We start from the raw sequence: 19,761 nt of genomic DNA on the forward strand, positions 1-19,761 counted from the left end.
GAGCCCCGATCACCCTGAAGGGCGCGCAGCGTCTGCGCGAAGAACTTGACCACCTCAAGGGGGTCAAGCGTCCCAAGGTCATTGCCGCGATCGCCGAAGCGCGTGCGCATGGCGACCTGAAGGAAAACGCCGAGTACCACGCCGCGCGCGAGGAACAGGGCTTCATCGAAGGCCGCATCAAGCAGCTGGAAGGCGAGCTCTCGCATGCCGAGATCATCGACATCTCCAAGCTCAACGCCGGTAGCAAGGTGGTGTTCGGTGCCACTGTCGAGCTCTCCGACATGGACAGCGAGGAAGAGAAGCGCTACCAGATCGTGGGTGATCTGGAGGCCGACATCAAACTCGGCCTGATCGCGATTTCCTCGCCGCTGGCGCGTGCGTTGATCGGCAAGCTGGAAGGCGACGCGGTCACCATCGACGCACCGGCCGGCCAGCGCGAGTACGAAATCGTCAGCGTCCAGTACCTGGACTGAGTGACGATGGCGACAGCGACGCTGCTGCTGCCCGCACGCAGCCGGTTTCCGGCTGCGCCGTTGCCCGAAGATGTGGCAAAGGCGCTGGGACGGGCGGTTCGCAGCAGCGTCGAACCCGGCGAGCGTGCCCAGCTGCAGCGGCATTTCCAGCTGCAGCCTGCACAGTGGCCGGTCGCCGCCTTGACCCGCCAGCTGGACGTCGGCGATGCGGGCGATGCTGTCTGGCTGCGTGCCGATCCGGCCTATGTGGTGCCGGATATGCACGGCGCACGGATGATGGGCCACGGCGACACGCTGCGGCCCGAGCCGGAGGACGTCGCCCGGTTGTTGCCTGCACTGCAACCCTTGTTTGCCGGCTTCGGTTTCAGCCTGGATGCACCGCAGCCGTCGCGCTGGTACCTGCGGCTGCCACCGGGCACCACGTTGCCGGCGTTTGCCTCGCCCGATGAGGTGCTCGGCGATGACCTGTTCGCCTATCTGCCGGAAGGCGAGACCGGACGCCGCTGGCGTGCCCTGTTGACCGAAGCGCAGGTGGTGCTGCACCAGCACGACTGGAACGCGCAGCGCGTGGCGGCGGGCAAGCGGGCGATCAACTCGCTGTGGTTCTGGGGCGGCGGCGAACTGCCGCAGTGCGTCAGCACCGCGCACGTGCAGGTCCGCAGCCGCGAGTCGCTGCTGCAGGCGCTGGCCAAGGCGGCCGGTGTACAGGCCGATGGCGACCAGCAGGTGGACGCGCTGGTCGACCTGCGCCAGCTGCGTTCGCTGGAACAACTCGGCAACGATGCGATCCGCCCGTTGCTGGCCGCATTGCAGCGCGGCGAACTGCGTCGGCTGGTGCTGGATTTCGAGGACGGCGCACGTTTTGAGATCGACAAGGGCCAGCGCTGGCAGTTCTGGAAAAAGCCCCTGCAACTGCACGGGTAATGCCGGCCGCTGGCCGGCAACCTCGCACGGCCGCATGGGTAGTGCCGGCCGCTGGCCGGCAACCTCATACCGCCCGATTCCAGGAGGTTGCCGGCCAGCGGCCGGCACTACCGCGGGTATCATGTTGGGGGCTGCCATTGGCAGCACCTTTCATCCCCGATCGAGCCTGCCTTGCCTTCTCCCGATTCCCCCCAGATCCAGCGCCGTCCCGTGCCCACCCTGGCCGCGTGGCCGGCCGACATGCTGCCGCTGCTGCAGCGCCTGTACGCCGCGCGCGGTGTCACCGATGCCGCGCAGGCCCAGCCGAAGCTGGCGCAGCTGCACGCGCCGGAGCTGATGGGCAGCATGCAGAACGCGGTGGCTTTGCTGGCTGCGGCGATTGCGGCCAATGAGCGAATCCTGGTGGTCGGCGATTTCGATTGCGACGGTGCCACCGCCTGCGCGGTCGGTGTGCGCGGGCTGCGCATGCTCGGCGCACGCGATGTGGTACATGCTGTGCCCAACCGCATGCTGCACGGCTATGGCCTGTCGCCGACGCTGGTCGCCGATCTGGCGCCGCTGCAGCCGGGCCTGCTGGTCACCGTGGACCATGGCATCGCCTGCCATGCCGGTGTGACCGCGGCCAAGGCGTTGGGCTGGAAAGTGCTGGTCACCGACCACCATCTGCCCGGTGAGCAGCTGCCGCCGGCCGATGCCATCGTCGATCCCAACATCAACGGCGACGCGTTCCCGAGCAAGGCGCTCGCCGGCGTGGGCGTGATCTTCTACGTGCTGATGGCGCTGCGCCGCCACCTGCGCGAGCAGGGCGCGTTTGCCGCCACCCGCGAGCCGGATCTGCTGACCCTGCTGGACCTGGTCGCGGTCGGTACCGTCGCCGATCTGGTCGTGCTCGATGCCAACAACCGCGCCCTGGTCTCAGCGGGTCTGCGCCGGCTGCGCGCCGGGCAGGGCTGTGTCGGCCTGCAGGCACTGATCGAAGCCAGCGGCCGGGATCCAGCGCGGCTGAGCGCCACCGACATCGGCTTCGCGCTGGGGCCGCGCTTGAACGCCGCCGGGCGTCTGGAAGACATGGCGCTGGGCATCGAACTGCTGCTCACCGAAGATCGTACGCAGGCGCGCGAGATCGCCACCACGCTGGAGCAGATCAACGCCGAGCGTCGCGCCGTGCAGCAGCTGATGACCGACGATGCCGAACTGGCGGTGTCACGTGCGGTGCTCAGCGCCGAAGGCGAGCGCCCGATCGCGGCCTGCCTGTTCGACGCCGAATGGCATCCCGGCGTGGTCGGCCTGGTTGCCTCGAAGATGAAGGATCGGCTGCATCGGCCGGTGATCGCTTTCGCCCCGTCCGAACCGGGCAGCGATTCCCTGCGCGGCTCGGCGCGTTCGATTGCCGGCTTCCACATCCGTGATGCACTGGCGCTGGTCAACGCAGCGCATCCGGGGCTGATCGACAAGTTCGGTGGCCACGCCATGGCCGCCGGGCTGAGCCTGCCGCATGCGCGGCTGGACGATTTCCAGCAGGCCTTCATCGCCGTAGTCCAGGCCAGCATGGACCCGGCCGCGTTGCAGCAGCAGCTGCTCAGCGATGGTGAGCTGGCCCCGGGCGAACTCGATTTCCGCCATGCCGAGGCCCTGCGCCTGGCCGGGCCATGGGGGCAGGGCTTCCCGGAACCGCTGTTCGACGGCCATTTCCAGGTGGCGCGCTGGCAGGTGCTGAAGGAAAAACACCTGAAACTCAGCCTGCGCGTGCCCGGTCGCACCGAACCGCTCAACGCCATCCATTTCAGTGGCTGGACCGGCAACGCGCCGGCCAACCATGTCCACATCGCCTACCGGCTGGTCAGTGACGACTACCGTGGCGGTGGGGCGATCCAGTTGATCATCGAGCATTGCGCGGACGTTTGAAGCCGGGATGTAGCGGGGTCTGTTGGCACCGCTGGCCCCGATCTTCGGCGTTCGCTTGCGGTCGTTGCCTCAGTTCCTGCCCGCGCACATGCGTTTCAGGTCAACCTGGTCCACGCTCCTGATCTCCACCGACATGCCTTCCGGAAAGAGCCGGGTGTCGGGGAACTGCCCGACCATTTCCACTGTTCCCATGGACCATAGCTCGTCCTCGTAGGTGGCTGTGTAGCGCCCGTGAATGGTGACCGGGTTGCACGCCTCGCGCCCCAGCAGCAGGCTGCTCGGCTCCTCGGGCGATACGAGGGCGTCCAAGACCTGTTTGGCCTCGCCAGGCTTGATTCGAATGGCGCCGATCCCTCCGGAGTAGCGGTAGGCGACCGGGTCCTGGAAGAGGAGAAACTCGCCCACGATCTTGACGAGGTGGCCGGTGATTGAAATGAGGTGGCCGTCGAGCCTTGCAGTGCCTGAGGCGAGCGTCAGGAAGGACTGCCTGCATACGGGCTCATGCAGCGTTCCATGCATGCCGCACTCACGCCTTCCCAGCAGGTTCTCGGGCTCGGCAGCGTCTGCTGCGAATGGCGTCAGAAACATAAAGGCCGCAAGTGCGCTGGTGATCCGTATGGACATTGTCGGCTGCCTCTCAGTGGCTTCAGTTCTTGTCCGCACACATGCGTTTCAGGTCAATCTGGTCGGCCGTGTTGATCTCCACTGATACTCCTTCCGGAAAGAGCCGGCTCACAGGGGCTTGTTCGAGCATGTCCAAGGTCCCCATGGACCAAAGCGCGTCCTCGTAGCTGGCGGAGTAGCGCCCTCTGATCGTGACCGGCTGGCATGCTTCACGCCCCAGCAGCAAGCTGCTCGATGCATCGGGCGATACGAGCGACTCCATGATCTGGCTTGTATCACCGACCTTGAGTCGAATGCCCCCGACACCTCGGGAGTAGCGATAGGTCACAGGGTCTTGGAAAAGGATGAATTCACCCTGGATCTTGACCAGATGACCAGATGACCGGTGATCGCAATGAGATGCGTATCCAACCTGCCAGCACCCATTGCAAGTGTCTGGAATGACTGCCTGCATACCGGTTCGTGTAACTCCCCGTGCATGCCGCACTCCGGCCTGCTCAACAGCGCGCCTGGCTCCGTGGCATTCGCCATCGGTACCAGGAGCATGCAGATGGCCGAGCTTTCAATGATCCGTATAGACATTGTTGGCTGCCTCAAGCTGATCCGTGCGCTCGATAGTCTGGCCGGTAGCATCTGTTACTGCGACAGGGCTGCCCAGAATGTCTGTATGAATGTACTCAACTCTGGACGTCTGAGCTTGGGCCGCCGAAATGCCCAACGCAGCTAGAAGATACAGAAGGGCGTTGTACCGGCTTAAAGCCCGAGCCGGGTACCGTGTTGCACCGCTCGCGCTGCCCACCAATGGTCTCATCATTAGTTCACCTCTCCTGGCACGAAGACCTGAGGTGTAGGCGGGCTTGACCAATCCGAGCAACCGGCGCTGTTGCAGGCACGAACAACGTGGGTCGGTGAACAGGCCCGCGTGACGTGGCCGTAGCTCTTATTGGGCCCCGAGTACTGCACGACTCCGGTCTGATAGGCCATCAGCTCGTAACGTTCAGCAGTGGGACTCGCTGTCCACATGACAGAGCAGAGAATCTTGGGTGCGCCAGTTCGGGTGGAGTTGGTGATCCGCGGTAGAGCAGGGGGTAGGTAGATCGTTGTGGACACGGTGCCGGAATAGTTGCCGCAGCCGGAGCGGTTGCAGGCCTGTACCCGGTAGAGGTAGCTGCCGTCGCCCCGCCCTGAGACGGTTGCAGAGGTGGAGGCTCCATTGTGAACTTGAGTCCACTGGCTGCCGTTGGCGGCCTCTTCAAGCACATAGCTGGTTGCCGTCTCCGAAGCGGTCCATGAGATCGAGTACTGAGGCGCATTGCTGCTGGCTGGTGCGCTCAGCGTCGGAGATGCTGGCGGCACGAGTACCTGGATTGGCATCGGCGAAGATGCGGGGCCGCATCCGGCGCTGTTGCATCCCCTGACCCGGAACTGGTAGTTCCCGGTGGCAAGGCCACTGATCACGGCGCTGCTCTGGGCATCAAAGTAGGCGCGGGTCCAAGGCCCGCCTCGCTGCTGCTCCAGCTCGTAGCTCGAGGCTCCCGCCACGGCATTCCAGGTGGCGGTGAAGGAGCCCGAGCCGCTGTAGTCGGGCATGCTGAGTATTGGGGCTGTGTTGGGTGCACCCACGACGTCTACTGTGCGTACGTCAGAGAACGCGCCACAACCCGCCGGGTTGCAGGCTTTCACGCGATACTGGTAGCGACCGCCTGCCTTGCCCGAGACAGCGTGTGTCAGCCCAGACCCGGTGTAGACGTCCTGCCAAGCGGCGCCATTCACGCTTTCCTCAAGTGAATACTCGCTGGCACCGCTGACCGCGGACCAGCCGACAACGTAGTTCCCGCCCACCACGAGGGCAGGTGCACTGAGCACGGGTTCGCCCGACGGCGGCAGGGCTACCGCCGTGCTCTGGACTGCGCTCCACGATCCACAGGCAGACGCGCAGCCGCGAAGCCTGTAGCTATAGTTGCCGTCCGAGCGTCCAGCCACGATGTACTGGGTAGCAGTGCCGCTGTAGAGATCCTGCCAGTCACCGAAGTTGATCTGCTCCTGCAGCTCGTAGCGTGCAGCACCGGCTGCAGAGCTCCATTGCGCTGTATAGGTTCCACTGTTACTGAACGCGGGAAGTGTCAGCTTCGGTGGTGTCGGTACGCTGGGTACGTGGTCGACAATCAGTCGCGCAACCAGACTCCCACCGAGGTAGGCATACTCGGTATCCTGGCCTTTGCGGAGATCCTCCGTCCGTCGAAGCACGCCATCGAGGCTGTAGAGCGAACGAATCTCCCCACCGGCCTCATCCATTGATGACACGCGGCGCCCCTGGCTGTCATAACGATAGCTTTCTTTGCCCACGGCACCGCGCAGTCGATTGCCGTAGTCGAACTCGTAGCCTTGACCGTTCTTGCTGCTCAGGTTGCCTTGTGCGTCGTAGCTCAGGCCGATCACTGTGCTTCCGATTTCATTCCGGATATTGGTCAGCTGGTTCTTGTTGTCGTACCAATAGAAGTGCTGTTTGACGCCACCAAGTTGCCAGCTGGCGATGTTGTCCAGGGCGTCATATGTATAGCGATGCACACAATCACCACCGAAGCTGCAGGAACGTGCTTCGATCAGCCGGTCCATCCCGTCATAGGCCATCGTTCGGTCGTAGTGCTGGCCGCGCACGCCATCCAGAAGCTGCGCCGTGTTGCCGGCCGCGTCGTAGGTCACGCCTGTATCAAGCACGCCGACGTCGGTGCTGCGCGACGGGAGCTGGCGAGCGTTCAATTGAAGTGTGTGGGGAATTCCGTTTCCGTACACGAATGATCTGATTGCGCCGTTCGGGTAGTAGCTCACGCTGCCAGCCAGCGCCACGCCTGTCGACTGCTCCCAGACGCCACTGGGCTGTCCCAGTGCATTGGGCGCGTAGGTCAATATGCGCCCGGATGGAAGCACATGCCGGCTGAGATTGCCGTTTGCGTCATAGCCATAGCCGACGCTGCGGAGCTGGCCATCGCCGGGGTTCAGTGACTCTCCGCTTAGCAGGCGGCGGCTGTTGTAGTCGAAGGCGTTGATCGCTACGAGCTGCCCGGCGCTGTCATTCTGGGTGGTGACAGATCGGGGCAGTCCATCTGGCCAGTAGTTGAACGTCTGACTGCCGCGGCCATCCGGGAAGCGCAGGGTGCTGACTCGGTTCCGGGCATCGTAACTGCGATCAACCCGCCGACCGGAGGCATAGGCTTCAGTGCGATTGCACGCGGCGGCGTCAGGCAGGTCCAAACCATTGACCGTCCAGATCGTGTTGCCTGTCGCGTCGTACTCCATCACGGTCGATCCATCTTCCGGCTCAATTCTCTTGCAGAGCTGGCCGTGATTGTCATAGACGTAGCGCCGCCAGACGCTCTGGCTGGCATCACCGTTCCTGCGGCGCAATGAGGTGACACGTCCAAAGACATCGCGACCGATGTCCATGAATACGCCTTCCGGCATGCTGATGTCGCGCGGCAAGTCGTAGGTGGGCTGGTGGTACGCCTGATGACTGGTGATCGTGACTTGATTGCGCGGGTTGATGTTGCGCACTATGAGCTCGCCCAGATAGTCCGTTCTGGTTGTGAGGACTCCGAGCTCACTGTCCTGCCGTTTTTCGACCAGTCGACCAAGCGCGTCGTACGCCTGATACGAACCTGGCATCACAGCATTGAACGGCACTGTGCCATCCGCAGCTGGATTGCGTGGGAAGGACTCGAATACGTTCCGCCCGGAGGTGTCATATCGCCGCGCCTGCCAGCGCTCACTGGCGGCAGGACTGGCAGTGTCTTCAAGGCTTTCCGCGACTGGGCGCCAGAATGCGTCGAAGTAGGTGGTCTTCTTCTGCTGACCGACCGTGGAGACGTGACGCCAATGACCCGCGCTGAGGCCAACCTCAGGAGATTGAACCTGTTCAAATCGCGCGGCTACGTTGTTCCACGCAGTCCCGTTCGTGCTCGGATAGATGATGCGGGTGATACGGCCGGCAGCATCATAGCCATAGCCGGTGACATAGCCGTTCTCATCGGTGGCAGATTGCACCCATCCATTCCCATCGACAACGGCGGACAGGCTGGTGCCATCAGGATGGCGGATCAGCTGCGGCAGCCCTCGGTACCAGTTGTCCAGATGGGTGACACGTGCATTGCCATCTGTAACCGTCGCAAGCGAACCATTGGCGTGATAGCTGAAGCTTCGAGTGTTCCTGCCGAAGGAGTATTCACGTACGGCGAGGGCAGTAGTGGCATCGAATTCGGTGCGCGTTGTCTCCACGCCGTCGATGGTGGCGCGCGCCGTCTGTCCCAGCACCCAGCGGCCGATATTGTCCTGATACTCCTGAGTTTCCACTCGTGAGTAGCCCAAGCTGTTGTATCGGCGATACCGCAACGGCCTCGCATACGCATCGAATTGCTGAACTTCTTCCAGGTAGGAATCTGCCGCCTGCTGATTGCCACTGGAAGCGCTGATGGTGGATGGCTGGGGCAGGTTGAACCACGTCCCGCAGCCTGTACCTTGGCAGCCGTTCGTCAGAGTGCCTGCACTCTGTGGGGTCGAGGGGGGCGCGTCTGGATCTGCATTGGAGATGAAACCATCTTGTGCAATGACAGTACGTTTGATGGGGCGTGCATACGTTGTAGAAACATCATTGCCGCCCCACAAGGCCCCATAGCGTGGAGAGAATGGCTGGCCGACCACTTCGTCATCACTGATGTACTCGTACGTCTCCTCCCGGACGACCCTTCCGCCCACGTCAACGCGGCGCTTACCCAGCAACGTACCCTCGTTGACGCCGAACTGCATTCCGTATCGATAGAGATCCGTTGTTCCGTCCGGCTGGAGAATTGAAGATGTCTTGCCCACCGAGCACACGGCGCGATCAGTACAAGGTGTGTACGGAACCGGTACGGCGGTGCCCCAGTATGCTGAGCGACCACTGCCGTATCGGTAATGCCATGCATGGGGAGTGTCCAGGCCAGGCCCCGAGATCGACTTGGCCACCAGGCTGAACATGTCGTAGTAGTTGGGCGTACCCAGGTAGTAGGTGTGGGGTTCGCCGCCGACACCCGGAACATCGATGACGCAGACGCTTTTGCGCACACCGCTGCGGGGGTGTCGCAGGTGGCGGAACTCGAACTGGCCTTGTGCACCGGAGGGATGAGCGGCGTTCAGTGTGAATGCCGCATCGGTCACCGGAGGGACATTCATGCAGCCCGGCCCAAGTTCGGCGTCCCACATTTCATACAGCGGTTTCAGGCTGCCGCTATATCCGTAGCTCCATGCGCTTTGATCTGGAAGCACCACCGAGGTCAGGCTGTCGCCGCTGTATCCATACTGCCAACGACGGCCGTTTGCCTCCCCCTGGCTGAGGCGACCATTGACATAGGTCAGTGCGATCTCGCGGCCGTCGCTGGCGACGATGCGCTGTGGATAGCCTTCGCTGCTGTAGTGATAGTCCACGCTGTTGCCGAATCGATCCTCGATGCGGCTTGCCAGAAGAAACACCTGCACGCGCGCACGAGTGGTTCTGTTTCGTCCTTGAACTGCAGCGATGGACCGCTCGACACCAATATCGAATATGTACTTCAACCCATCCGGGGTGTGCATGATGAATCCATCACCCGGGTATCCGTTCTTCATGGGGGTGCAGGTGAAGCCATCCAGGTCACGGGTTGACCACAAGGCCGCATCCCCCTCGCCAAGCTTGGGGAAGGTAGAGGTCACTTCGCGGGCGAGCAAGGCCTTGCTTCCCTTGCCGGGGATGCGAACGGTGAATCCGTGGAAGATGTCGCTGAGCCGCGCCTGAGTTCCTGTCGACGGGTAGAGACGCTCGGCGCAACGTTGTTTGGCTTGGCCGACCGAGTTGGTGTTCCATTTAAAGAACGCATCCACCACACCTGAGATGCTCGGTACATCCACGTCCCAGTTACCAACACCACCAAACTTGTCGATGTGACCAATGACTGGCTCGGCGACGATATTCAGGCGCCTGCGAAGCTCGACGGGCAGGGCATCGTTGCCTGACAGGGAGATATCGGCGATACCGAACTCGGTGCCGCCGTTGAAGAGACTCACACTGTCGCCGAAGAGACCATCGTCCAGTGCTGACAGCTGCTGGGCGGCGCGCACCTTCTGCGAATACTCCTGATACGGTTCGACGCTTGTTGCCGCCCAACTGCTCGCAACAGGCGTTCCAGCCGATAGAGCGAGAAGTGCCACAACGTGGCCAAGACGTCGCCACGGGGCGGTACGGGTGGGGTAGCGTTTCGCTCCTGCGCAGATCGAGCGGGGGTCTTTGGCGCGGATCGTTGTCGCAGGCTTGTCAGACGACGCGTCAACGAGCGGATTCGGAGAGGTAAAGCGGATGACCATGGCGCTTCCTTGCCCAGAGTTTTATGTTGAATCTCTGCCACACGGCAGAGCAGATCGTGGCCGTTAAGGGTTAACGTTCACGCTCCCGTCGCCCGATCCTAACAATAATTTCACCGGTCCGTGGGACCCGCTTCCCGGAACTGCGACTCCATAACGCAACCCCAAGTGGTGCGCTGGCAGGTCTCCTACTCCCGCACCTCCGTCACCAACGTCGGCATCTCCCACGCACCGCCGGCAGCGACCAGCCGACACAGGCCGCTGGTCGCATCGGCAGTAACCACGAAGTGTTTGCCATCCCAGCCCCAGCTGTGGGTGGACCAGCAATCGCCCAGGCCGCGGCCCTTGTTGGCGGCGCTGATGGTGCGGCCGTCGTCATCGCCGCCCAGGGTGGTGACCAACTTGGGCTGGTAGGGCGCACGGTCGTTGACCACCCAGTAGCCGGCACCTTCGTTGTACGCACCACGCCAGCAGATCATTGAAACCAGCAGCTTGTCCGCACTCAGGCGCTGCACGTTCATTTCCTGCGGGCCGTCCTCGGCCAGCCTGCCGCTGGGGTCCAGCGCGTCGCAATCGTCCTCCGTGGTGACGGCGGTGATCGCCGCGCGCAGCGCGGGCGACTGCGCCAGCGCGGTATCGGTGGCACGTGTGGCCGGAATCTTCGCCAGCGTCACCACCGGTACCGGCAGCGCGGGCAGCACGGAACTTTCGGGGCGGCTGCCCTTGCGCATCACCGCGCCCGGCGTGCCGAGCCGGCCCTGGAACTCATCCATTTTCAGCAGCACCGCCGAGGCGCCGCTGTCAGACAGTGTCCAGCGCCGGCCATCATCGCCGACCGCCACGATCGTACTGTCGCGGGTCAGCGACTTCAGCAGCGCAGCCACCTGTGGGGCTGACAGCGTGGTGGTACCGCTCTCGGCGCTGTAATCCAGGGCGCCAAGGCGGCTGCCGTCGATCTCCAGCGTCAGGCGCTTGGGCAGGGTGGTTTCATCGTACTGGCCGAGCATCAACTCGGCGCGGATCGGCTGGTCCGGTCCGCCACGGCGGGTCAGCAACACCGACACCGGCAGGTTGTCGCCCTCATCGGCCTGATAGCCCGCCGCGCGGCAGGTGCGCGTGTTGTCGCAGGCCAGGGTCCAGTCGTTGTGGGTGAAGGACAAGCCGGTCACGGGAGCGGCGGCCTGGGCCGGCAGGAGCGGGGCCAGCAGCAACAGCGGCAGCAGCGAACGCAGGGACATCGCACATCCTTGTAGTGAAGCGGCGGGGCAGGCATCTTGCGCCCAGGCGAGGTCCCGCGCCAAGCCTTGCACCGGCTCAACCCCATTTCCCCGCATCGCCCGTTCAACCTGCTGTCATCGGATGAGGAGCGTCACATGCAAAGCGCACTGCACAGGATCGGCATGCTCGGCATGCTGTGGATGGGGCTGCAGGCCGGGGCCGCGGATGCGCGCTCGCCGCCGCGCCCGATGCCGTTCGAACCGTTGCTGCAGGTGGCCGGCGCCGAGGTGCCGGTGCAGCTGCGGCGGGTGACGCTGGACAGCCGGGTGGTAGCCGGGCTGGGCGAGACCCGGGTCGAGATGGAGTTCTTCAACCCGAACGCGCGCCTGCTCGAAGGCCAGCTCGCCTTCCCGTTGGCCGACGGTCAGCAGGTGGCCGGCTTCGCGCTGGACATCAACGGCGTGCTGCGCGACGCGGTGCCCGTTGCCAAGGCGCAGGGCCGCCAGGTGTTCGAGGCGATCGAGCGGCGTCGGGTCGACCCGGGCTTGCTGGAGCAGACCGCCGGCAACCAGTTCCGCCTGCGCGTGTATCCGATTCCTGCCCACGGCAGCCGTCGGGTGGTGCTGACCTTCCGTGACACGCTGGCCGTGGAGGCCAAGGGCCTGCGCTGGCAGCTGCCGCTGCAGTTCGCCCGCGGGGCCGCGCAGGTCACGGTGCAGCTGCAGGCCAGCGGCACCGGGGTTCCGGTGGTGGCGGCGGGAACGCCGTGGCGGTTTGAATCGCGTGATGGCCTGCATCAGGCGCACTGGGAAGGACGCGGTGATGCGCTGCCACAGCTGGCGCAACTGCTGCTGCCGCAGGTCCGCCAGGCCGATACGGTGACCGGCCTGCAGGACGGCGAGCGCTTCGTGCTCGCGCAGATCCCGGTCCCGGCAACCTCGGCCCCGCGTGTGCTGCCCAAGCGCGTCGGCCTGCTCTGGGATGCCTCCGGCTCGGCCCGGCAACGCGACCGTGCCGCCGAATTGGCCGTGCTGGACCGCTACTTCCGGGCGATCGGCGAGGGTACGGTGCAGCTGACCGTGCTGCGCGACCGCGCCGAACCGGCGCGTGAGTTCCGCCTGCGCGGCGGCGACTGGAGCGCGCTGCGGGCGCACCTGGCGGCGTTGCCGCTGGACGGCGCCAGCGCGCTGGGTGCCTGGACGCCCCGCGCCGATATCGGCGAATACCTGCTGGTGAGCGATGGCCTGGCCAACTATGGCGCGCGGACCTTGCCCGCACTCGCCGCCGGCCAGCGCCTGTATGCATTGAGCGCGGCCGGTGCGCGCACCGATGCGCCGCGCCTGCGCGCATGGACGTCGGCGCACCATGGGCAGTTGCTGCAGCTGTCCTCTGCGGCCGAGGTGGACGCGGTGCTGCCGCTGCTGCTGCAACAGCCGGCCGAAGTGACCGGCCTGCAGGGGCGCGGCGTTGACCAGCTGGTGGCTGATGCCAGCAGCGTCAATCAAGGCTGGCTGCGCGTGCTCGGCCGGGTCCAGCGTGATGACGGTGAGGTCACGCTGACCCTGCGCCTGCCCGATGGCCGCACCAGCGAGCAACGCGTATCTGTTGCCCGCGCCCGCGCGCTGGACGGTGGCCTGGTCGCACATGCCTGGGCCAACGCGATGCGCGCCCAGTGGGACGCCGACCCGGTCGGCAATGCCGCCGCGCTGCGCGGGCTGTCGCAGCGCTTCGGGCTGGTCAGTGCCGATACTTCGCTGCTGGTGCTGGAGACCCTGGACGACTACCTGCGCTACGGCATCCGTCCACCCGCACCGTTGCGCGCCGACTACGATCGCCTGCATGCGGTGCGGCTGGAGGATGACGCACAGCTGCGCCGCCAGCGCCTGGACCAGGTGGCGCGGCAGTTCACCGAGCGCCAGCGCTGGTGGAACACCCGCTTCCCGAAGACGGCCCCGCCGAAAGACGTATCGGCACCGACCAAGGCCATGCCGGTGGCCGCACCCGCCGCGCCGATGGCCGTGGGCGAAATGGTCGAGTACGCCGAGGCGCGCGCGAATGACATTGTGGCCGCCCCGGCACCGCCCGCCGCGGCCGGGGCCCCCGCACCGATGGCGCTGGCCCGTCGCGCCCGCACCGAATTGGATTCGGTCCAGACCACCGGCAGCAAGACCAACGCGGGCAGCATCGCGGTGACGTTGGCGCCGTGGGCACCGGATTCGGCCTATGCCCGTCGCCTGCGTGCGGCCCCTGCAGCGCAGCTGTATCCGCTGTATCTGTCCGAGCGCACCGAGCATGCCGACAGCAGCGCGTTCTATCTGGACGTGGCCGACCTGCTGCTGGAAAAGGGCCAGCGCGACCTGGCGCTGCGGGTGCTGTCCAACCTGGCCGAGATGCAGCTGGAAAACCGCCACGTGCTGCGTGTGCTGGGCTACCGGTTGATGCAGGCCGGTGCCCCGGCACTGGCGGTGCCGGTGTTCCGCGACGTGCTGGCGATGGGTGAGGAAGAGCCGCAGAGCTTCCGCGACCTGGGCCTGGCACTGGAAGCCAGCGGCCAACCGCAGGCGGCGCTGCAGTCGCTGTACGAAGTGGTGGTGCGGCCCTGGGACAGTCGCTTCGATGGCATCGCGTTGATCACGCTGGATGAGTTGAACACGCTGGTCGCACGTGAGCGGCTCGATGCCGGTGCAATCGACAAGCGCCTGCTCAAGTCGATGCCGCTGGACCTGCGTGTGGTGCTCAGCTGGGACAGCGACAACAGCGACATGGACCTGTGGGTGACCGATCCCAACGGCGAGCGCGCGTACTACGGCAACCGCCTGACCTACCAGGGCGGGCAGATGTCGCAGGACTTCACCGGCGGCTACGGCCCGGAGCAGTTCTCGCTGCGTGATGCCAAGTCGGGTACCTACAAGGTGGAAGCCAATTTCTTCGGCAGCCGCGAGCAGCTGGTCACCGGTGCCACCACCTTGAGCCTGCGCCTGAGCACGCATTGGGGCACCGGCAAGCAGCGCGACCAGCAGGTGACCATGCGCCTGAAGGATCGTGCCGATACGGTGCTGGTGGGGGAGTTCGAGGTGCGCTGACGCGTTTCCTCGTAGGAATGTGACGAGTGGTAGCCGCCCCGTGACCAATGGGGCGGCTACCATCATCACTCCAGAGCATCCTGACCGGCCCTTTCGATGGACCCCGCAATGGCCAAGGCCACACCCACCCGCTGGCGTCCCGCCACCCGTCTTCTGGTCTGGGCGGCGATCCTGCTGGGCAGCGGGGTGGCCAATGCCTTCGTCGAGGTGATGGACGCCAGCCGCCGCGGCGAGGGCCTGGCGCTGTGGCAGCCGCTGATCTGGGAGTTGAGCAGCGCCGGCATGATCCTGCTGACCCTGCCGCTGCTGTGGTGGGGCTGCCAGCGCTGGCCGCTGCATGCCGATACCTGGAAGCGCCGGCTGCCGCTGTACCTGCTGGCCAGCGTGGGCTGGTCGCTGCTGCACGTGGCGGGGATGATGGGGCTGCGCCATCTGGCCTATGCCAGCCTGGGCGAGCACTACGTGGACGGCTCCGCCTGGGCCACGCGGCTGCTCTACGAATACCTCAAGGACGTGCGCGCGTTCTTCAGTCTGGTGGCGATCGAGCACTTCTTCAGCTGGTTCGGACGTCGCCGCCAGGGCGAGGCGCACCTGCTGGCCGCACCGGAGGATGCGCCGCCGGAAGAACCGGTGGACCGCCCCGAGCGCTTCCTGGTGCGCAAGCTGGGCCGTGATTTCCTGGTGGCCACCGCCGACATCGAATACGCCCAGGCGGCCGGCAACTACATGAACCTGCATGTGCGCGGCCACGACTACCCCCTGCGCAGCACCATGGCCGCGCTGGAGGCCCGGCTGGACCCGGCCCGGTTCGTGCGGATCCACCGCAGCTACGTGCTCAACCTGGCCTGCCTGGTCTCCATCGAGCCGCTGGACAGTGGCGAGGCGAGGGTGCATCTGGCCGATGCCACGGTGCTGCCGTGCAGCCGCCGGCAGCTGCCGGGGCTGCGTGCGGCACTGGGCCAGGGCGGCGGCGTGGGCACCGTCCAGGCCCAGGTCCATCTACATGAACGGGCGCTCTAAGTTACACTTGTGGTCTTGTCCCAAGCCTTCAAAACCGCCGATATGATCGAGCTCAATCCCGTGCGCCAGCGAATCACCGATCTCACCGATCGCGTGCTCTCGCTCAGGGGGTATCTTTGACTACGACGCCAAGAAAGAGCGTCTGGAAGAAGTAACCCGGGAACTGGAAAACCCTGACATCTGGAACAACGCCGAGTACGCCCAGAATCTGGGCCGCGAACGCGCCAACCTGGAAAAGACCGTGGGCGGCATCGCCACCATCCTCGACGGTCTGGCCGAATCCGGCGAACTGCTGGAGCTGGCCGAGTCCGAACAGGACGAAGACACCGCGCTGGCCGTGGTCGCCGATCTGGACAAGTACCAGAAGCACGTTGAACAGCTGGAATTCCAGCGCATGTTCTCCGGCCAGATGGACAACGCCCCGGCCTTCGTGGACATCCAGGCCGGTGCCGGCGGCACCGAAGCCCAGGACTGGGCCGAAATCCTGCTGCGCATGTACCTGCGCTGGTGCGAATCGCGCGGCTGGAAGACCGAGCTGATGGAAGTCAGCGGCGGCGACGTCGCCGGCATCAAGTCGGCCACGCTGCGCGTGGAAGGCGATTACGCCTATGGCTGGCTGAAGACCGAAACCGGCGTGCACCGCCTGGTGCGCAAGTCGCCGTTCGACTCGGACAACCGCCGCCACACCAGCTTCACCTCGGTGTTCGTGTCGCCAGAAGTCGATGACAACATTGAAATCGACATCAACCCGGCCGACCTGCGTACCGACGTGTACCGCTCCTCCGGTGCCGGTGGCCAGCACGTCAACAAGACCGAGTCGGCGGTGCGTATCACGCACATTCCGACCAACACGGTCGTGGCCTGCCAGACCGGCCGCAGCCAGCACCAGAACCGCGACAACGCGATGAAGATGCTGGCCGCCAAGCTCTATGAGCTGGAAATCCAGAAGCGCAACGCAGAACGCGACGCAGTGGAGGCCACCAAGTCCGACATCGGCTGGGGCAGCCAGATCCGCAACTACGTGCTCGACCAGAGCCGTATCAAGGACCTGCGCACCGGCATCGAACGCTCGGACACCCAGAAGGTGCTGGATGGCGACCTCGACGAATTCGTCGAAGCCAGCCTCAAGTCCGGCCTCGCGGTGGGTGCCAAACGCATCGACGCCTGACGCTCGGGGCCGCCGCGCGCGGCCCCGACCCGTTGTGCCCGGGCCGCGCCCGGTTTCGCAATCCGCCCCGGTCATCGGCATGATGGCGGGGCACGTACCTCCCCCCATACATAGACCCACGCCATGAACGATCAGACCCACGCGCCGCAGCCCCCCGTCGACGAGAACAGCCTCATCGCCGAGCGCCGCGCGAAACTGACGGCGCTGCGCGGGCAGGGCATCGCCTACCCGAACGATTTCCGCCGTGAACATTTCGCCGGCAGCCTGCAGGCCGAATTCGCCGACGCCGAAACGTGGACCGCCGAAGCGCTGGAAGCCGCCGACCGCCAGGTCAGGATGGCTGGCCGCCTGATGGCCAAGCGCGTGATGGGCAAGGCCAGCTTCGCCCAGATCCAGGACGAATCCGGCCGCATCCAGCTGTTTCTGCAGGGCAGCACCCTGGGCGATACCTACACCGCCTTCAAGGGCTGGGACGTGGGCGACATCATCGCCGTGGAAGGCGGCCTGACCCGCACCAAGACCGGCGAGCTGTCGGTCAAGGCCACCAGCATCCGCCTGCTGACCAAGTCGCTGCGCCCGCTGCCGGACAAGTGGCATGGCCTGGCCGACGTCGAGCAGCGCTACCGCCAGCGCTATGTCGACCTGATCGTGACCCCGGAGTCGCGCGAGGTCTTCATCAAGCGCTCGCGCATCATCCGCGCGATGCGCGCGTGGCTGGACAACCGCGACTTCCTGGAAGTCGAAACGCCGATGATGCATTACATCCCCGGTGGCGCCGCGGCCAAGCCGTTCACCACCCACCACAATGCGCTGGACCTGGACCTGTACCTGCGCGTGGCCCCGGAGCTGTACCTCAAGCGCCTGGTCGTGGGTGGCCTGGAACGCGTCTACGAGATCAACCGCAACTTCCGCAATGAAGGCGTGAGCACCCGCCACAATCCGGAATTCACCATGATGGAACTGTACGAGGCGTATGCCACGTACAACGAAGTGATGGACCTGACCGAAGGCGTGATCCGCGATGTGGCCAGCCAGGTGCTGGGCACCACCGAAGTGGAGTGGGACGGGGCGAAGATCGACCTGGGCCCGGCGTTCCGCCGCTGGCGCATGGACGAGGCGGTGCGCCACCACAACCCGGAGATCAGCCTGGCCGACTGCACCGACCGCGACGCGCTGCTCCGCCATTGCGAGCGCTTGAAGATCCGCATCAAGCCGTCGTACGGCTGGGGCAAGCTGCTGCTGGAGATCTTCGAGGCGACGGTCGAACACACCCTGATCCAGCCGACCTTCATCACCGACCACCCGGTCGAGGTGTCGCCGCTGGCCCGCGCCAACGACGACCAGCCCGGCTATACCGACCGCTTCGAGCTGTTCGTCAACGGCAAGGAGCTGGCCAACGGCTTCTCCGAGTTGAACGACCCGGAAGACCAGGCGGCGCGCTTCCAGGCCCAGGTCACGGCCAAGGAAGGTGGCGATGACGAGGCCATGCACTACGACGCCGATTACATCCGTGCGCTGGAGTACGGTATGGCCCCGACCGGCGGCCTGGGCATCGGCGTGGACCGGCTGGTGATGCTGCTGACCGGCAGCAGCTCGATCCGTGACGTGCTGCTGTTCCCCTACATGCGCCCGGAAAACTGAGACGTACGTCCGGGTGCCTGGCACAGGCCACCCGGACGGGGTTCCGCTCCCGTGGCCGCGCGCGTATGGTTTCCGCGTGGCCATAGCAGCAATGGCGGGATGGCCACGGACCATGATCGGGCAGGGCGGGCGGCGTGACACCCGCATCACACTGTGACCACGATCATGAACCGGGGCGATCATGTCGGGAGGCGACGGATGCAAGGTGCCAGTGTGCAGAGCGGCGGAGTATCCTCTCCAACGCATGTTCCAGTGTGGTCCAGGAAGACGGCGGAAGCAGCCTTGAATATTGTCATCGTTGACGATCAGACGTCGGCGCGCACCATGCTGCGGCATGTCATCGAAGACATCGCGCCGGAACTGAGCGTGCATGATTTCGGCGACCCGCTCACCGCCCTGGCCTGGTGCGAATCGCATCCGGTCGACCTGCTGCTGCTCGATTACCGCATGCCGGAAATGGATGGGCTGGAGTTCGCCCGCCGCTTCCGTCGGTTGCCCAAGCATCGCGACATCCCGGTGATCCTGATCACCGTGGTCGGCGACGAGCCGATCCGTCAGGCCGCGCTGGAAGCGGGCGTCATCGATTTCCTGGTCAAGCCGATCCGCCCGCGCGAACTGCGCGCGCGCTGCTACAACCTGTTGCAGCTGCGCCAGCAGTCGGAGAACGTCAAGCAACGCGCGCTGTCGCTGGAACAACGGTTGCTGGCGAGCATGCATGAGGTGGAAGAACGCGAGCGCGAGACGCTGTCGCGGTTGGCGCGTGCGATCGAGTTCCGTGACGCCGGCACCAGTGCCTACCTCGAACGCATGGCCCACGTGGCCGGGCTGGTGGCCGAGCAGCTGGGCCTGCCCGAGGAAGAGGTCAAGCTGATCGAGATGGCCGCCCCGCTGCATGACATGGGCAAGATCGCCATTCCCGATGCGGTGCTGCTCAAGCAGGGCAAGCTCAACGAGGAAGAGCTGGCGATCATGCGCCGGCATCCGCGGATCGGCTATGAGCTGCTCAGTGGCAGCCAGAACCGTTTCATCCAGGTCGGCGCGTTGATCGCGCTGCGCCACCATGAGCGTTACGACGGCAGCGGGTATCCCGATGGCCTGATCGGCGATGCGATCCCGCTGGAAGCGCGGATCGTCGCGGTTGCCGATGTGTTCGACGCCTTGATTTCACCACGACCGTACAAGGAAGCATGGACGATGGAAGCCAGCCTGGCGTACCTGTATGCCCAGCGTGGGCGCCTGTTCGACCCCCGCTGCGTGGATGCGCTGCTGCGTGGGCGCGAGCAGCTTGAGGCGATCTGCGCCCAGCATTCGACCGCCTCGTCCCGACCGGGCACGTAAC

Annotated in this window: 12 protein-coding genes; 8 read left to right on the forward strand and 4 right to left on the reverse strand. The window is 65.1% G+C overall.

Annotated elements, in window-relative coordinates; genetic code table 11:
• Nucleotides 1–8: 8 nt before the first annotated feature.
• The 3 genes from greA (at nt 9) to recJ (ending at nt 3,302) form a co-directional block, all read left to right on the forward strand.
• The gene (greA, locus tag AC3IPM_RS09105; protein ID WP_489304068.1) at nt 9–473 is read left to right on the forward strand and encodes a transcription elongation factor GreA; all 465 of its coding nucleotides are present in this window, start codon (nt 9–11) and stop codon (nt 471–473) included.
• Nucleotides 474–479: 6 nt separating this feature from the next.
• A complete protein-coding gene (locus tag AC3IPM_RS09110; protein WP_489303646.1) occupies nt 480–1,397 on the forward strand; it encodes a phosphoglycerate mutase in 918 nt (305 codons plus the stop codon).
• Nucleotides 1,398–1,568: 171 nt separating this feature from the next.
• Nucleotides 1,569–3,302: a single-stranded-DNA-specific exonuclease RecJ gene (recJ, locus tag AC3IPM_RS09115; RefSeq protein ID WP_489303648.1), complete on the forward strand. Its 1,734-nt coding sequence runs from the start codon at nt 1,569–1,571 to the stop codon at nt 3,300–3,302.
• Nucleotides 3,303–3,371: 69 nt separating this feature from the next.
• Here the strand turns inward: recJ and AC3IPM_RS09120 are convergent, their stop codons facing one another.
• The 4 genes from AC3IPM_RS09120 to AC3IPM_RS09135 all read right to left on the reverse strand — a co-directional run bounded on the left by AC3IPM_RS09120 (nt 3,372) and on the right by AC3IPM_RS09135 (nt 11,530).
• Entirely contained in the window at nt 3,372–3,926 is a 555-nt protein-coding gene (locus tag AC3IPM_RS09120; RefSeq protein ID WP_489303650.1) for a hypothetical protein, read from the reverse strand.
• Between the two features lie 22 nt (nt 3,927–3,948).
• Nucleotides 3,949–4,188: a hypothetical protein gene (locus AC3IPM_RS09125; RefSeq protein ID WP_489303652.1), complete on the reverse strand. Its 240-nt coding sequence runs from the start codon at nt 4,186–4,188 to the stop codon at nt 3,949–3,951.
• 551 nt (nt 4,189–4,739) lie between these two features.
• Entirely contained in the window at nt 4,740–10,295 is a 5,556-nt protein-coding gene (locus AC3IPM_RS09130; protein WP_489303654.1) for an RHS repeat protein, read from the reverse strand.
• Between the two features lie 185 nt (nt 10,296–10,480).
• Nucleotides 10,481–11,530 carry a DUF1176 domain-containing protein gene (locus AC3IPM_RS09135; protein ID WP_489303656.1) on the reverse strand — a complete coding sequence of 350 codons (1,050 nt, stop codon included), beginning with the start codon at nt 11,528–11,530 and terminating at the stop codon, nt 10,481–10,483.
• A 135-nt stretch (nt 11,531–11,665) separates the two neighbouring features.
• Between AC3IPM_RS09135 and AC3IPM_RS09140 the strand changes: the two genes are divergently transcribed.
• The 5 genes from AC3IPM_RS09140 (at nt 11,666) to rpfG (ending at nt 19,760) form a co-directional block, all read left to right on the forward strand.
• Complete coding sequence (locus AC3IPM_RS09140; RefSeq protein WP_489303658.1) at nt 11,666–14,593, forward strand: DUF2135 domain-containing protein; 2,928 nt, start codon at nt 11,666–11,668, stop codon at nt 14,591–14,593.
• A gap of 96 nt (nt 14,594–14,689) precedes the next feature.
• Nucleotides 14,690–15,613 carry a LytTR family DNA-binding domain-containing protein gene (locus AC3IPM_RS09145; protein WP_489303660.1) on the forward strand — a complete coding sequence of 308 codons (924 nt, stop codon included), beginning with the start codon at nt 14,690–14,692 and terminating at the stop codon, nt 15,611–15,613.
• 42 nt (nt 15,614–15,655) lie between these two features.
• Nucleotides 15,656–16,781, forward strand: a protein-coding gene (gene prfB / locus AC3IPM_RS09150) for a peptide chain release factor 2 (RefSeq protein WP_489303662.1) whose coding sequence is annotated in 2 segments (ribosomal slippage) — nt 15,656–15,730 and nt 15,732–16,781 — 1,125 coding nt in all. Because the reading frame shifts where the segments join, the coding sequence is not laid out codon by codon here.
• 123 nt (nt 16,782–16,904) lie between these two features.
• Nucleotides 16,905–18,422, forward strand: coding sequence for a lysine--tRNA ligase (lysS, locus tag AC3IPM_RS09155; RefSeq protein ID WP_489303664.1), 1,518 nt, complete (start codon nt 16,905–16,907; stop codon nt 18,420–18,422).
• A gap of 198 nt (nt 18,423–18,620) precedes the next feature.
• On the forward strand, nt 18,621–19,760 hold the full coding sequence (gene rpfG, locus AC3IPM_RS09160) for a cyclic di-GMP phosphodiesterase response regulator RpfG (protein ID WP_489303666.1): 1,140 nt from the start codon (nt 18,621–18,623) through the stop codon (nt 19,758–19,760).
• Nucleotide 19,761: the final 1 nt, after the last annotated feature.

The sequence above is a fragment of the Stenotrophomonas sp. GL_111 genome (genome assembly GCF_057835245.1).

Coding starts and splice junctions, on each gene's coding strand:
- rpfG (WP_489303666.1), top strand. CDS start 18,621: ATGCAAGGTGCCAGTGTGCAGAGCGGCGGAGTATCCTCTCCAACGCAT.
- AC3IPM_RS09145 (WP_489303660.1), top strand. CDS start 14,690: ATGGACCCCGCAATGGCCAAGGCCACACCCACCCGCTGGCGTCCCGCC.
- AC3IPM_RS09110 (WP_489303646.1), top strand. CDS start 480: ATGGCGACAGCGACGCTGCTGCTGCCCGCACGCAGCCGGTTTCCGGCT.
- AC3IPM_RS09135 (WP_489303656.1), bottom strand. CDS start 11,530: ATGTCCCTGCGTTCGCTGCTGCCGCTGTTGCTGCTGGCCCCGCTCCTG.
- AC3IPM_RS09120 (WP_489303650.1), bottom strand. CDS start 3,926: ATGTCCATACGGATCACCAGCGCACTTGCGGCCTTTATGTTTCTGACG.
- lysS (WP_489303664.1), top strand. CDS start 16,905: ATGAACGATCAGACCCACGCGCCGCAGCCCCCCGTCGACGAGAACAGC.
- AC3IPM_RS09130 (WP_489303654.1), bottom strand. CDS start 10,295: ATGGTCATCCGCTTTACCTCTCCGAATCCGCTCGTTGACGCGTCGTCT.
- AC3IPM_RS09125 (WP_489303652.1), bottom strand. CDS start 4,188: ATGGAGTCGCTCGTATCGCCCGATGCATCGAGCAGCTTGCTGCTGGGG.
- AC3IPM_RS09140 (WP_489303658.1), top strand. CDS start 11,666: ATGCAAAGCGCACTGCACAGGATCGGCATGCTCGGCATGCTGTGGATG.